Genomic DNA, 14,882 nt, shown 5'->3' on the forward strand with positions numbered 1-14,882 from the left:
TGGGCCTCATCCCCCGAGCGCCCGCAGCGCCGCCTCCCAGCGCGCGCGCCGCGCGGCGTCGTCCTGCTCCCACCAGGGGGTGCCGCGCTCCCCCAGCCCCGTCTTGGCCAGCTGCACGCGGGCCCGGGCCGCGGCCACCGCGTCGTCGTCGCCCCGGCCGGTCCGGACGGCGGAGCGGGCCACGCCGAGGTGGTGCAGCAGCCGGGCGCGGACGTCGTCCGGCAGCGCGGGGTCGGCGGTGCGCCAGCGGCGGCCGTCGACGACGATCCACCGGCCGTCGTCGGTGCGCCCGACCTCGCGCGTCACGCCAGCCGGCGGGCGAGCTCGGGCAGGACGACGCCCAGCGGTGCGTCGAGCTTGAGCGACGCCTTGGCGTCGCCCCGGGTGGCCCCGGAGTTGACGATGGCGACCGGGATGCCCCGCTTGGCGGCGTGGATGACGAACCGGTAGCCGCTCATCACGGTCAACGACGAGCCGAGCACCAGCAGCGCCCGGGCGTCGTCGACCAGGGCGAAGCAGGCGTCGACCCGGTCCCGGGGCACGGTCTCCCCGAAGAAGACGACGTCGGGCTTGAGCGGTCCACCCCCGCAGGCGAGGCAGTCGACCATCACGAACCCGTCGAGCGCCTCCTCGGGCAGCTCGACGTCGCCGTCGGGGTTGACCTCGTCGGTCGGCTCGGGGCGGAAACCCGGGTTGGCCGCCCGCAGGCGGAGGTCCAGCGCCGCCCGGGAGGCCACGTCACCGCAGGCCAGGCAGACGGTCCGGTCCAGGCCGCCGTGCAGCTCCAGGACGCCCACCGCGCCGCCGGCCTGGTGCAGCCCGTCGACGTTCTGGGTGATGACCTCGGCCACCGCGCCGGCCCGCTGCAGGGCCGCGACCGCCCGGTGCCCGGCGTTGGGCCGGGCCCCGGCGATCTGCCGCCACCCGATGAAGCTGCGAGCCCAGTAGCGGTGCCGGCCCCGCGGGTCGCGGGTGAACGTCTGGTAGGTCATCGGCGTGTGCCGGCGGAGCGATCCGGTGGCGCCCCGGTAGTCGGGGATGCCGGAGTCGGTGGACAGCCCGGCACCCGAGAGGACGAGCGCCCCGCCCCCGGCGAGCAGGTCGGTCAGCCCGGAGAGCCCGTCGACGGCGGGTGGCGCTGCGGTCACCCGCCCATCGTCCCTGGCGGACGGCGCGCGCGCCGCCGGCGGCCGTGTGTAGCCCGCGGCCTCCCCGGTCACCCTCTCCCGGGACCGCCCGCCCGCACCCGAGGAGGCCGACCATCGACCGCCGCGCGCACGCACGATCCCGGGGAACCACGTGACCGGCGGGTGGTGGTGGGACGCCCTCGGGCTGGCGATCGTGGCCTTCGCCGTCGTCGACGAGGTGCGGACGACGCTCGCCGTCGCCAGCGGACCCGGTCCGCTGACCCGGCTGGTCACCGGCGCGGTGTGGCGGCTGGCCCGGAGGCCTGCCGTCGCCGACGCCGCGGCGGTGCGCGCCGTGGGCGGCCCGGGCGTCATCCTCGTCGGGCTCACGGTCGGCGCCTGGTTCAGCCTGCTCTGGCTCGGCTGGTCGCTGGTGTTCCTCGGGGACGGCCGCGCGGTCGTCGGCTCCTCGACCGGGGCACCGGCGTCGCTCTGGGAGCGCTTCTACTTCGCCGGGTACAGCATCGCCACCCTGGGCAACGGCGGCTACCAGCCCGACGGCGCCGGCTCCCAGCTGGCCACGATGGCCGCCGCGCTGAGCGGGATGCTGCTGATCACCCTCGGGGTCTCCTACCTGACCTCGGTGATCTCCGCGGTGGTCGTCAAGCGCAGCTTCGCGGCGGAGGTGACCGGCTTCGGGCAGACGGGTGCGGACATGGCCGCCGGCCTGACCACCCCGGGCTCGGTGGTCCCGGCGGTGGTGCCGCTCTCGTCGCTGTCGTCGACGCTGTCGACGCTGGGCCAGCAGCACCGGGCCTACCCGCTGCTGCACGCCTACCGCCCGCGGGACGCCGATCTCGGCACCGCACCGGCGGTCGCGGTGCTGCTCGACGCCACCCTCGCCCTCTCGGCCGCGGCCGACCCCGCCGACCGGCTCCCGGCCGGCCTGCGCCGCTCGGTGGTCTCGGCCGTCCAGCAGTACGTCGAGCACGCACCCGTGACGGGGGGCGAGGAGGCCGGTCCGGCGCCGGGCCTGGATCCAGGGGCCATCGGCCGGGCCGGGCTGCGGGTCGACACCGGGCAGCTCGCCGCGCTCACCGCGGAGTGCGCCGGGCTGCGCGACGAGCTGTGCCGGCGGATCGAGGCGGCCGGTTACCGCTGGCCGGGCGGGGAGCGCTCGCCGTCCTGACGCCCTCCGGGCTCAGCCGGCGGTGACCTGCTGCTCGAGCCGGTCGAGCAGCGCGTCCTGGATGCGGGCCAGCCCCTTCGGGGCGAAGGTGCGCTCGAAGAACCCGCCGATGCCGCTCGCGCCGGTCCAGGTCGTGCGCGCCCGCACCGTGCTCACCCCGGCGTCCGCGGGGCTGACGGTCCAGGTGGTCACCATGCTGGAGTTCGTGTCGGTCTCCACGAGCGCACCGTCCGGGGTCTCGGTGACGACGACGTCCTGCTCGCGCACCCGCTTGGAGGTGGCCTGCAGGCGCCAGTGCACCTTCGTGCCGGCGCCCTGGCCGCCGGCCTCCACGCGGTACTCGCTGTACTGCTCGGGGAGCACCTTCGGCCGGGTGACGGCGTAGTCGGCGAGCGCGGCGCGGACCACGTCCGCCGGGGCGCGCAGGACACGTTCGGTGGTGGCGACGACCTGACCCATGCCGCCCATCCTGCCCTCCGGCCGAGCGGCTACGCCCGCCCCTCCTCGTTGTTGAGGTAGGAGCAGCGGAACCGGGCACCGGCCATGGCCTCGGTGAAGCGCGCCTCCCAGAGCGGGTCGTCCGCCGGGAAGGTCTCGAACACCCGCTCCTCGAGCACCTCCGGGTGCCCGTCCGGACCGGGGCAGCTGCGCCGCAGCAGCACCCGGGTCACGCCGTCGACCTCGTCGTGCGCGGCGTGCCAGCGGGCGGCCGCGACCGCCCGCTCCCGCAGCGCCCGCTCGCGCGCGGGCAGCGCCCGGCCGGCCGGCTGCGGCACCGAGACCCACCAGACGACGATCCCGGCGAGCAGCACGACCAGCAGCAGCGCGGTCAGGAGGCCGACCATGCCAGCACGGTAACCCCGTGCGGGCCGGGCGGCGGCCTGCCGTCAGACCTCGACCGGGGCGGCGGTCAGGTCGTGCGAGCCGCAGGTGCAGCCGTTGCGGGCCGACAGCACCATCGAGACGGCGTGCGCGCGGTCGCGGGCGCCGAGCTTGCGCAGGATCGCCTTGACGTGCGACTTCACCGTGTCCTCGGAGATGAACAGGTTCTCGCCGATCCGCCGGTTGGACTGCCCCTGGACCAGCTCGTCGAGCACGTCGGACTCGCGGCGGGTCAGCGGCACCGCGGGGGTGAGCTCGCGGGCGACGGGCACAGCCGTCCCGGCCTCCACCCGGCGGATCTGCGGGTCGACGACGGTGCGGCCGGCGCGGGCGGCCAGCACGGCCCACCCCAGCAGCGTGGCGGAGGTGTTCATGAGCAGGTAGCCGCGGATGCCGGCGGCGAGCGCCTCGTTGACCACGGCCGGGTCCTCCGAGGTGGCCACGGCGACGACGGCGGTGCGCGGGAAGCGGCGGCGCAGGTCGCGGACGGCGGTGAGCGTGGCGCTGCGGCCGGAGCCGAGCTCGACGACCACCGCGTCGGGGCGGGCCGACTCGGCGAGCACGAGGGCTCGGCGCGGCTCGCCGGGCGCACCGACGACCTGCAGGCCGGCGGTCTCGTCGATCATGCCGACCAGGCCGCGACGCAGGACGGGCGCGTCGGCGAGGACGAGGACCCGGGTGACGCCGGTGGAGATGGACACGCTGGTTGCTCCGCTCACGTTCGGTGACGACGACCTGACCTGCACTCCATCGGCCGGGTGAACGCGGTGCTTGAGCGGCCTGCCGGGATCCCGCCCCCGGTGCGCACCGGTCAGGGACGCAGGGTGCCGGTGCGGGTGAGCTCCTCGGCCACCGCGTGGAGCTTGCGGTTGCTGTCCTGGCTGACCTTGGCGAGCAGGCCGAAGGCCTGATCCGCGGTGATCTTGAACCGCTCCATGAGGATGCCCTTGGCCTGCCCGATGACGTCCCGGTGGACCAGCGCCGCGCTCACGTGCTCGAGCTCCTGCGCATCGGCCACGGCGACCGCGGCGTGGCTGGCCAGCAGCAGGCCGACGTGCTCGGACTCGTCCCCGAACGCTGCTCCCCGGCCCGACATGAGGTTCAGCGCGCCCAGGTTGTCGCCGTGCACGAACAACTGGAAGCACAGCAGGCTGCGCACGCCCAGGTCGGTCGCCCGAGCGGCGAGGTACGGCCAGCGCGCGTCGCCGGCCAGGTCGTCGACCCGGACGGTGCGCTCCCTCAGCAGGGCGTCGACGCAAGGCCCCTGGCCGGTCTCCCCCTGCAGCCGGTCGAAGCTCCGCGGCAGGTCGCCCGTGGCCGCCGCGGAGTAGACGTGCGCCTTCCGCGTCATGCTGATGGACGACTCCTCGGCGCCGGGCACCATGCGCACCGCCAGGGCCACGATCTCGTCCATCACCTCCTGCGGGCCCGACCGCTCCTGGAGGTCGCGTGCCGCATCGGCCAGCCGCCGGGCGAGCTCACCCTCGCCCGCGGCCGTGCCGGTGCCCTGGGACGAGGGCTGCCCGCGCCCGAGCGACTGCTCTTCCCGGCTCGTCGTCATCGACCGAGACTGCCACGTCACGCGGGGCGCGGGAACGGGCGGCGACGCGCGGTGCCCCCGGCAGGATTCGAACCTGCGACACACGGTTTAGGAAAGTGTTCCGAGCTCAGTTGGTTGTCGTAGAAGGTGACCGGAAGCGACGGCTGAGCTGGACTTTCGTCGATGAACGCAACTTGTAGGCCATGGTGCTCGACGGGCGTTTTGCTAGCAAAGTGCTGACATGGTGCTGACAGAGCGGCCCCACGAACTTCACGCCCCGTCCCGCGATGGCCCGATTGCGTCGACAGCTTCGAGTCGCGAGCAGGGGCGCTTCGCGTCCTTCGGATGGGCCTTCCGCGGCCACACCATCGCCCCTGTCCCTGCACGATGCCCGAACACCGCCGACGGCGAGTGGTGCGCCGAAGATCGACAGTCCCAGTCCCAGTACCTGGGGCAGGGGGAGCTGACTGCGGGCCCGGCCGGGCTAACGCGATACCTCTCGTCGGACCGCTCCCAGCCCGCCGAGGCTGCCGGATGCAGCGGCTCGCCGGAAGGGCGCTACGCGTCCCTGCGGGATGAGCCTGCGGCCCACCCTTCCCCCGAGCCGCTGCATCCGGGTAGCGCCGGTTGGGGGAAGCGGCCCGAAGCTGTGGGTGGACGTCAGGGGTGCGATGAGTCCATCGCTTTGGGTACTACTGTCGACGGCGGCTGAAAACTGACCCCCTGGCGGCAACCGAAAACTGACCCCCTCCGAGACCCTGGCTCGACTTGAGCCGGGGAGGGAGCGGGTGCTTTCAGTGGAGGACTGGGCGGAGATCCGCCGGCTTCATCGGGCGGAGCAGATGCCGATCAAGGTGATCGCGCGAGTCATGGGCGTCTCGAAGAACACGGTGCGAGCCGCGCTGCGCAGCGCCGGCCCGCCCCGCTATGAGCGCCCGCCGCGGGGGTCGGTGGTCGATGAAGTCGAGCCGCGGATCCGGGAGCTGCTGCAGGCGTTTCCGACGATGCCGGCCACGGTGATCGCCGAGCGGATCGGCTGGGACCGGTCGGTGCGGGTGCTGCGGGATCGGGTGGCCGAGCTGCGCCCGGTCTATCTGCCGCCCGACCCGGCATCCAGGACGGCATATGCGGCCGGCGAGATCGCCCAGTTCGACCTGTGGTTCCCACCCATCACGCTGCCGGTCGACCACGGCCAGACCCGAACGGCGAAGCAGCTGCCGGTGCTGACCATGGTCTGCGGCTACTCCCGGTGGGCGGCCGGAGTGCTGATCCCCTCGCGCACCGCGGAGGACTTGTTCGCCGGCTGGTGGCAGCTGCTCGCCACGCTCGGCGCGGTGCCGCGGGTGCTGGTCTGGGACGGCGAGGGCGCGGTCGGCCGCTGGCGCGGCGGGCGCAGCGAGCTCACCACCGTCTGCCAGGGCTTCCGCGGCACCCTGGCCACCAAGGTGCTGATCTGCCGGCCGGCCGATCCCGAGGCCAAAGGCCTGGTCGAGCGGCTGCACGACTATCTGGAGCGCTCGTTCCTGCCCGGCCGGAGCTTCACTGGGCCGGAGGACTTCAACGCTCAGCTGGCGGCCTGGCTGGCGCTGGTGAACACCCGTCCCCGCCGGGCGCTGGGCTGCGCGCCGACCGACCGGATCGCCGCTGACCTGGAGCGGATGCTGCCGCTGCCGCCGGTCGCACCGGCCACCGGCTGGCGGGCCAGCACCCGCCTGGCTCGGGACCATTACGTGCGGCTGGACGGCAACGACTACTCGGTGCATCCGGGCGTGATCGGCCGCCGGGTCGAGGTCATCGCCGATCTGGACCGGGTGCGGGTGCTCTGCGAGGGCCGGTCGGTGGCCGACCACGCCCGAGCCTGGGCCACTCACCAGACGATCTCTGCCGAGGAGCACGTGACCGCCGCCCGGGCGTTGCGCGCGGAACGACTCGGCCGGCTGCGGCCGGCCCCGAAGACCGAAGAGGTCGAGATCCGGCCGCTCAGTGACTACGACGCCGCTCTCGGACTCACCGACGGAGGCGTGGCATGAGCGGCCGGGACCTCGAGGCGGAGGTGGCGTTCCTGACCCGGGCGCTGAAGGCGCCCACCCTGCGCGAAGCGGTGCCCCGGCTGGCCGAACGGGCCCGCGAGCAGTCCTGGAGCCACGAGGAGTTCCTCATCGCCTGCCTGCAGCGGGAGGTCTCCGCACGGGAGTCCCACGGCGGGGAGGGGCGGATCCGCGCCGCCCGGTTCCCGGCCCGCAAGAGCCTGGAGGAGTTCGACTTCGACCACGCCCGCGGCCTCAAACGGGACCTGATCGCGCATCTGGGCACCCTGGACTTCGTCACCGAACGGGAGAACGTGCTGCTGCTGGGCCCGCCCGGCACCGGCAAGACCCACCTCGCCACTGGCCTGGCCATCCGCGCCTGCCAGGCCGGCCACCGAGTCCTGTTCGCCACCGCAACCGAGTGGGTCACCCGCCTCGCCGAGGCCCACCACGCCGGCCGGCTGCAGGACGAGCTGCGCCGGCTCGGCCGCTATCCGCTGCTGGTGGTCGACGAGGTCGGCTACGTGCCCTTCGAGCCCGAGGCCGCGAACCTGTTCTTCCAGCTGGTCTCCAGCCGCTACGAGCGGGCCAGCCTGATCGTGACCAGCAACAAGCCCTTCGGCCGCTGGGGCGAGGTCTTCGGCGACGAAGTCGTCGCCGCCGCCATGATCGACCGCCTGGTCCACCACGCCGAAGTCATCTCCCTCAAGGGCGACAGCTACCGACTCCGAGACCGCGACCTCGGCCGCACCACGGCCGCCACCGACGACGCATGACCACCAGGGGGTCAGTTTTCATCTGCCGCCAGGGGGTCAGCTTTCGCCCGCCGTTGACAACTACAACGCCGTCGCGCCGCCGATAGCCGCGGGCGTCTCCGAGCCAGCCTCTGGCCTGGTCCTGCGGCCGGAGATCGCCGCGCTCACGATGTCCAGCTCGTCGCTGATCGTCGCCGTAACAGCGCTCTTGCTTAGCGGCTTCGGCTGCCAGGGCCGGCGCAGGGCACTGACGCGGCTATGTGCGGAGGCGCACGCGCGCCGGCACCCGGACCTGCTGAGTGACGAGGGCATACAGATCGAGGCCGACCCGTCCTCGGTCCTCCAGGGTGGCTGCCAAGGCGTACCGCTGTCGCACCGCGGCATCGTCGGTGCGAGACCAAGTTTGCGTACGGTGAGTCACGACCAAGTAGTAGTTGTCACCGTCATCAACCTTCAGCAGCTTCGGTGCCCAACTGCGGACTTGCAGGGTGCTGCTCCGCACACTGTCAACGCCAGGCCCAAGATCCTTCACTCGCCGCCGGTCCGAAATCGGCGGCGTGGGATCGTCGGGGTCTTGCTTGGCAACAAGCTCAGCTAACTCTTCGATGTCGATAGCCCGATATAGGTCCATTTGCATGGTTCCAGCGAGGTACTCGCGTCGCTGTCGACGAACGGGCGGATCGAAGGCTAGTGCGACACGTATGCGCCGTGAATGGCTCTTTCCGGACGCGAAGGGCTCGGGGATTGGAAGTGGGTGGATAGCGACGGTGTCAACTGCCAGATCGCCGTCGAAGGTCATCGTGACCGCTGATGCTCCGCTGGTCGTAGCCCCGATGCCGTCCGGTCGACCGGCACCATAGAGCCGTCGACGTTCGATCAGGTCTTGATGGGCAGCGGCTCCAGCTGGTTCCACAGCAGAGGCCCCTAGGAGCGCTCTGACGAGATTGGCGCTGGCCTCTGGATACGCATGCAGCACGTCGGCAGCGCACCGCGCTACGGCTGGGGCTGCGAAGCTGGTGCCACAGCCGGCCCTAAATAGGCGGCCGGAAGCGTCCAACGCTGTGCTAACCACCCCAACGCCCGGGTCTTCGCGGACTACCTGGTTCATGTCCGTCAGTACCCAGTTGCCTCCCTCGTGGACGAGGTCAGGCTTGTTGACTCGCGCCCTGTTCGTGCCAACTCCGGGTCCAGTGCGGCTGAATGGGGAGAGGTGTCCGACCTCGGCTATAGCCTTGTCTGCGATGCGAGGCGGCATTCGTTCCTCGGGGGCGTCGCTGTGTGCGATAGACCCGACGGTGAGGGCCAAGGCGGCGAGGCCAGGCTCTGTGAGGCGGTGCTCGGCTTCCCTGAGGTAGCTCGGGTAGTCGCGATCGGCGTGCTGTCCGCCTTGCATTTCAGCATTGTTGTAGACTGGCGCATTCCCTGTCGGAAGGACGATGACGATATCGAGTTCCCGGGCAAGGTCATCAAGCACCTCGGTGAGCTCACCTACATGCGATGCCTCGAAGGGCTCCCGGAGGCCGAAACTGAGGTTGAAGACCCTAACTCCATGTTCCTCGTGCAAGCTGCGTATCGCTCGCTCGATGACTAGGTACGGGGGCTCTCCCTCATCGCCTCCAGCGAACTGTGTAGCGATTCCGTCGCCAGGCACGGGCTCCAAGACCCTGGCCACGTGCACCTGGCCGACCGCGGTGAGAGCGGTGTGATCCCGCAACTCGTCGTGCAACCAAGGGAAGAGGACTCGTCCCACAACTTGAGTCCCATGGTGGCCCTGGGGTTCCCAGGCGTGCCCGTCAGGACCAACTTCCGAGACGCTGGCGATCAGGCCCTTGAGTAGGGGATGGCCCGTGGCGGGCGCGTCGTCGAGGACGCCGACCGCTGCGCCGGAGATGTTCGTGACGGTGAGGTCGTCGGCCTCGACATGACGCCAGTCACTAGGGTCGACGTAGGGCATCGGCGGAGTGCGCACTCGCTCGACCACGCTGGTGTTCAGGAGGTCGACGAGTCCCGTTGTCCCTACCCGGACTCGGAGGACGGTTCGTCGCTGCGAGACACTCGAGGTCATGACCTGGCCCTGGGCCGCCTGGACCACCGCCGTGACGATCTCGGCACGTCGGCGAGCCTCCTCGTGGTCATCAGAGGGCCAAACGCTGACGTCTACGACGCTGTGTGTGGGTGACTCAAGCGCATCGTCTATGCCGGGACCTCGGCGATCCTCCGGGCCGTAGGGCTCGATGGCGTCGATGCGATCGAAGAGCGTCGCCGCCGGCCCCTTAGCGCCTAGCCGGTCAGCGCCTTGGGCAGCGTAGGACGTGAGGGCTTGGGTAAGTTGCGCCCCTTCGTCATGCGTCAAGACGAAGTATGTGTAGTCGGCGGTCTCGCCGAGGGGGCTGATTCCTCGGGCCGTCAGCATGTCCTCGCTTAGGCGTGTACGTGTCGCTCGAATCTTGAACACGAGATCGGGGTCGACGCCGCTTGTGAGCCTGCGTGCTTGGCGGACCGCCACGACTTGTTGGCCCAGAGTGGCTCCGTGGCGGCGAGGGTTCCGAGGGGGTGGAGGCGTGCCCCCGACTGGTGTCCGGCGGGAATCGACCAATCGCCGTGGGGGCAGTTCGGGATGCTCGGCCACGCTCAGTACTTCACCATGGACGGGCCGTTACACGCGAGAGCGCTCCGTCCATGTCGTCAGATGTCACCTCCTTGCGCTGGGACATGAGTGCGAAGCGACGGGCGTCCCATACGAGCTTCTCGGCGGCGGCATGGGGTAGGCCCTTCAGTGCGCTTGCGTACCTCTCCACGTCCACGCCCTTGTGGGGGACGGGCCGCAACCGAAGGCGAATGAGCCGACGCAGCTCATGGACGGATGGCTTGCCGAAGTCGATGACTTCGTCGAAGCGCCGCCACAGTGCCGCGTCCAGGAGGGCTGGATGGTTTGTCGCTGCGATCAGAATGCTCGGCCCACGGTACTTGTCGATCATCTGAAGAAACGCCGTCACGACGCGCTTCATCTCGCCGTGCTCGGCGGCGTCGTCGCGCGTGCGCCCCAAGGCGTCGAACTCATCGAATAGCAGAACGAATGGTGCTTGGTTGGCGTAGTCGAGGACCCGTCGAAGATTGCTCGCCGTCTCGCCAAGATAAGAAGACACGACCGCGTCGAGTCGGACGACGACAAAGGGGCGACGCAACTCGTGCGCTAGGGCCTCCGCGGCACTCGTCTTTCCGCATCCAGGAGGCCCTTGGAACAGAAAGCGCTGGCGGCGCGGAACCGCATGCTGGTCGAGTTCGGCCCACAGGGGGACTTCGGTGCCGATGTCCCTAAGGGTGGCCGTGACTCGCGGGCTCACTACGAGTTCGTCGAGTGTCCGTTCCGGCGTCCGCACTTCAGCTAGCGCCCAGTCTCCCTCCCGGTCTTTGGGTGGTTCGGGGAGAACGGCATAGGAACCGACATCCAGACCAGCCGAGCTTCCCCCTGCCATGAGCCGCTGCAGATCTCGGGCAAGCGCGAAGTGGTGCTTTCCCTCTTCCTCTTCGATGATCTCGGTCGCCGCGCGACGAAACGCCAACTCGTCGTTCATACGGAAGGCGCGGAACAGCTCTTTGAGGTGCCTGCCCGCCATGTGGTCAGCGTAGCTTCAACTGAAGAGTCGCTCTGGCGCGAAGCTCGCGACGCCTGGTGAGGCGTGCAAGGAGGCGCAGATGAGGCGCCAGAGTCGTCATGGTGTCACGTCCGTGGCAGGCGTGACGCGGTCGCGACGCTCGGTTCGGCAGTTCCCTTCGACGGCGCCGACTTCGATCGACCGACGTGGGGAGCTTGGCTGGAGGTGTGTCCGACGTCTGTTGGGGACGCGCAGCGCGCTCGGACCGAAACGAGTCGACGCGGAACTTAGGTGCATGGCCAGCCTTCGGGGCGCAGGTCGCTCGGCCGGACGCCCAGGGCGCGGACGATGGCAGCTGGTAGGACGACGACCACGCCTGAGAGTTCTCGCTCGATGCTGCTGATGGCGATCCGGTCGAGTTCCACCTTCTCGGCCAGGTCCGGCTGACGCGTGCCGGCTGCAAGTCGCAACTTTCGGACACGCGCCCCGAAGACGGCTAGCTGCTCGTGGCGATCCCCGGTCTCCGAGGCGACCTGAAGGCCCATGGGACATCGCGCTCACGAGCCCAATGTTGGGCAAGGGTGTGACAGAAGCTCGGGGGCCGGGCGGCCCAACTGCCTCCGTGGAGCGCGGGTCGAACAAGGGCCACAACTTGCAGGCGTTGTCCCGCGACCTCGGCTCTGATGTCACGGCGGAACGTCCGGCACCGAGCGGGGACGTCTGGGACGTGTGCTCACACCTCCAGCGCGCTGGAACCGGTGGGCCGATCGCCTCGCAACCGAGTCGTCGCCCCGCAGAGCGCTTCACGGCCGCTCCGTGAGCGGTGCAGCGAATCTCGACCATTTACGAGGAACGGCACGCATGCTACCAATGGAGGTAGCTAGGGCCCCGCTTTGCGGGGCCCTTCGGCATTTCTGGAGGCGGCGTGCTGGTCATTGTTGGGCGGCGTTGAAAAATGCGCGGCGGAGTGAAGGTCTACACCGGGGCGCCTGCGGGCGCCCGCCACTACCTCGAGGGTAATCGCGGCCGGGCGGATGACTACTACCTGGCCGAGGGCGCCGGGATCGCCCGTCGCTACGCCGCCGGTGCTGGTCGGGTCCGTGAGTTGGCTCCGCTGTCTGGTGACGGCTACGAGGGGTGGGTGTCCGGGGTCGATCCGGCCACCGGTGAGCCGCGGGGCCGACTGCGCACCGACGACCGGGCGGTGCGGTTCGTCGAGCTGGTCGTCAACGGACCGAAGTCCTGGTCGCTGGCGGCCGCGCTGCACCCGGACATCGCCGCCGCGTACGACGCGGCGCAGGACCGGGCCGGGGAGCAGATCATCGCCTGGTTGTCGCAGCACGCGACCACCCGCGTAGGCCCGCGCGGGGCGCAGGTGCAGGTGCCGGTGGAGCTGTTGGAGGCGGTGACGGTGCGGCATTACACCTCCCGCGCCGGGGATCCCCACCGCCACCTGCACCTGCAACTGCTCGCGCGGGTGTTTGCGGCCGCGAAATGGCGCGGGCTACACACCGTCGGCGTCCGCGACTTTCTCGGCGCAATCAACGGAGTAGGGCATGCGGCGATGGCCTGCGATCCGGAGCTGAACGCCGCGTTCGCCGCGAACGGCTACACCCGGGATGGCACTGGAGAACTACTGCAGCTCGCTCCGTACGTCGGTCCGATGAGCGCGCGGGCGGCGCAGATCGCCGCGAACATCGCCCGTTACGAACGGCAATGGACACAGGCGCATCCCGGCGAATCTGCCGGCCCGGCTTTGCGGCGGGCGTGGGAGGCGCGGGCGTGGGCCGACGGCCGCCCGGACAAGGTCCGCCGCCGCCCGGGTGAGGACCACGACGAACGCTGGCGGTCGGAGCTGGCCGGACTGGGCTTTCGCGCCCCCAGCGCGCCGGTTCCGATGGCCCTGACGGCGGTTGGGGCCCTGGACCGGGACGGGGCCGTCCAACGCGTACTGGCGCGCCTGGGGGCCGCCCGGTCGGCGTGGAACGCCGCCGACATCCGCGGTGAGGTGGAGCAACTGCTCGCCGCCGACGGCATTGTGGCCGACGCGGCAGTGCGGCTGGAGCTGGCCGAGGACCTGACCGCCCGGGCAGTCGGCCGCTGCGTGTCGCTGCTGGGCCGCGAGGGCATGCCGGAGCACATCCGGGACTGGACGTCCCGACCGGTGCTGGACGTCGAGACCGACCTGCAAGCGCGGTTCGCCGTACGGGCCGGCCAACCGCCCGTGGGGGAACTGCAGCCGACGTGGGCCTCCGTTGGAAGAAGCGCCCGGCTCGACGACGGCCAGACCGCGGCCGTCACGCTTCTGACCGGCGGTCGGCAGCTGATCGTGGTGGAGGGCGCGGCCGGGGCCGGCAAGACCACCACCCTGGCCGTCACCCGTGCTCTGCTCGAGCTGCAGGGGCGGGGGCTGGTGGTGGTTACGCCGACGCTGAAGGCGGCCAAGGTCGCCAACGCGGAGACCGGCGCGGCCACTGGGACGGCGGCATGGCTGGCCCACGCCTACGGGTGGCGATGGACCGCTTCGGGGGACTGGTCCCGGCTCGGCGACGGACAGCTCGACCCGCGCACCGGTCGCGAGTACCTCGCGCCGGCGGTCGCCTGGTTGCGGCCGGGCGATCTGCTCGTCATCGACGAGGCCGGGATGCTCGACCAGGACACCGCCCGTGCCCTGCTGGCGATCGCCGACGAGTGTCAAGCGCGCGTGGCGCTGCTCGGGGACCGGCATCAGCTCGCCGCTGTGGGGCGGGGTGGTGTGCTGGACCTCGCCGCCGGCGCCGCCGAACGGGTCGACCCCGGCTCGTGTCTGCAGCTGGAGTCGGTGCACCGGTTCACGCGCTGCGACGACACCGGCCGCACGGTGCCGGATCGGGAGTACGCCGAGCTGACCCTGGCGATGCGCCGAGGTGACGATCCGGGCGCGGTGTTCGACGCCCTCCTCGCCCGCGGCCGGATACAGCTGCACCGCGACACCGAAGCCCTGCAGACCGCAGTCGCCGAGATCGCCGCCGACAGACCCACAGCCGATGTCGCGCTGGTGGCCGACACCCGCGAGCAGGTCGCTGCGCTCAACTCTGCGGTCCGGGACCGGCTTGCCGCCGTCGGCCGGGTCGACGACACCGCCGTCGTGACCACCCGGACCGGGCAGCGGATCGGCGCCGGCGATCGGATCGCCACCCGCTGCAACGACCGCGGCCTGGACGTCGCCAACCGCGACACCTGGACTGTCACTGCAGTCAGTGAACGCGGCGGCCTGCTCGTCACCCCCAACACCGGGAAAGGGGACAGCTCCGGCGGGGACGTCACCTCGGCTGGCGACGTGGTCCGGGAGCTGCCCGCCGCCTACGTCACCGACCACGTCGAGCTGGCCTACGCCAGCACCGTGTACGGCGTCCAAGGCGCCACCGTCACCGCAGCGCATCTGGTCCTCGGTGATCACACCGGCGCCGCCGCGGCCTACGTCGGCATGACCCGCGGCCGCAGCGCCAACACCGCCCACCTCGTCGCCGCCGACGTCGACGAGGCACGCGAGCAGTGGATCGCCGCCTTCAGTCGCGACCGCGCTGACCTCGGCCCCAGCCACGCCGCCGCACTCGCCGCCCGGGAGGCCGACCGCTACGCACCGAGCCGGCCGCTCGACCGGGCCGCACGGGGGCATGGCCCGGGCCCCGGCGTTCGCCGTCCCGAGTCCGAGCGTCGCGTGCCGTCCATGGGCCCGAAGGGTGCTGGCCTGGGCATCGGGCGATGACGGCGAGTCCGGCCGGCG

11 protein-coding genes and 1 pseudogene are annotated in these 14,882 nt (G+C 71.3%); 4 read left to right on the forward strand and 8 right to left on the reverse strand.

What is annotated here, in order from left to right:
- Positions 1 to 6: 6 nt before the first annotated feature.
- Both E9549_RS01590 and E9549_RS01595 read right to left on the reverse strand, forming a co-directional pair.
- Positions 7 to 306, reverse strand: a complete 300-nt coding sequence (locus E9549_RS01590) for a biopolymer transporter Tol (RefSeq protein ID WP_236824823.1) — start codon at positions 304 to 306, stop codon at positions 7 to 9.
- Positions 303 to 1,148, reverse strand: coding sequence for an NAD-dependent protein deacetylase (locus tag E9549_RS01595; RefSeq protein ID WP_236824824.1), 846 nt, complete (start codon positions 1,146 to 1,148; stop codon positions 303 to 305). Before E9549_RS01595 ends, E9549_RS01590 begins: the two co-directional genes overlap by 4 nt.
- A gap of 151 nt (positions 1,149 to 1,299) precedes the next feature.
- Between E9549_RS01595 and E9549_RS01600 the strand changes: the two genes are divergently transcribed.
- Entirely contained in the window at positions 1,300 to 2,316 is a 1,017-nt protein-coding gene (locus E9549_RS01600; protein ID WP_236824825.1) for a potassium channel family protein, read from the forward strand.
- A gap of 12 nt (positions 2,317 to 2,328) precedes the next feature.
- Here E9549_RS01600 and E9549_RS01605 read toward each other — a convergent pair whose 3' ends face one another.
- The 4 genes from E9549_RS01605 to E9549_RS01620 form a co-directional block, all read right to left on the reverse strand.
- On the reverse strand, positions 2,329 to 2,775 hold the full coding sequence (locus E9549_RS01605; RefSeq protein ID WP_236824826.1) for an SRPBCC family protein: 447 nt from the start codon (positions 2,773 to 2,775) through the stop codon (positions 2,329 to 2,331).
- 29 nt (positions 2,776 to 2,804) lie between these two features.
- Complete coding sequence (locus E9549_RS01610; protein ID WP_236824827.1) at positions 2,805 to 3,161, reverse strand: hypothetical protein; 357 nt, start codon at positions 3,159 to 3,161, stop codon at positions 2,805 to 2,807.
- A gap of 42 nt (positions 3,162 to 3,203) precedes the next feature.
- Positions 3,204 to 3,899 (reverse strand): response regulator transcription factor, encoded by a 696-nt coding sequence (locus E9549_RS01615; RefSeq protein ID WP_236824828.1) that lies wholly within the window; start codon positions 3,897 to 3,899, stop codon positions 3,204 to 3,206.
- Between the two features lie 110 nt (positions 3,900 to 4,009).
- Positions 4,010 to 4,759 carry a GAF and ANTAR domain-containing protein gene (locus E9549_RS01620; protein ID WP_236824829.1) on the reverse strand — a complete coding sequence of 250 codons (750 nt, stop codon included), beginning with the start codon at positions 4,757 to 4,759 and terminating at the stop codon, positions 4,010 to 4,012.
- A gap of 767 nt (positions 4,760 to 5,526) precedes the next feature.
- Between E9549_RS01620 and istA the strand changes: the two genes are divergently transcribed.
- Positions 5,527 to 6,768: an IS21 family transposase gene (gene istA / locus E9549_RS01625; RefSeq protein WP_236824830.1), complete on the forward strand. Its 1,242-nt coding sequence runs from the start codon at positions 5,527 to 5,529 to the stop codon at positions 6,766 to 6,768.
- Positions 6,765 to 7,541, forward strand: coding sequence for an IS21-like element helper ATPase IstB (istB, locus tag E9549_RS01630; RefSeq protein WP_236824831.1), 777 nt, complete (start codon positions 6,765 to 6,767; stop codon positions 7,539 to 7,541). The genes istA and istB overlap by 4 nt, the downstream gene beginning before the upstream one ends.
- A 235-nt stretch (positions 7,542 to 7,776) precedes the next feature.
- Here the strand turns inward: istB and E9549_RS01635 are convergent, their stop codons facing one another.
- Complete coding sequence (locus E9549_RS01635) at positions 7,777 to 10,026, reverse strand: S8 family peptidase (RefSeq protein ID WP_236824832.1); 2,250 nt, start codon at positions 10,024 to 10,026, stop codon at positions 7,777 to 7,779.
- Positions 10,027 to 10,159: 133 nt separating this feature from the next.
- Entirely contained in the window at positions 10,160 to 11,137 is a 978-nt protein-coding gene (locus E9549_RS01640; RefSeq protein ID WP_236824833.1) for an AAA family ATPase, read from the reverse strand.
- Positions 11,138 to 12,083: 946 nt separating this feature from the next.
- Between E9549_RS01640 and mobF the strand changes: the two are divergent.
- Positions 12,084 to 14,759, forward strand: a pseudogene (gene mobF, locus E9549_RS01645) (MobF family relaxase); the annotation flags it as partial.
- Positions 14,760 to 14,882: the final 123 nt, after the last annotated feature.

The sequence above is a fragment of the Blastococcus sp. MG754426 genome (assembly GCF_021699055.1).
Classification (GTDB): domain Bacteria; phylum Actinomycetota; class Actinomycetes; order Mycobacteriales; family Geodermatophilaceae; genus Blastococcus.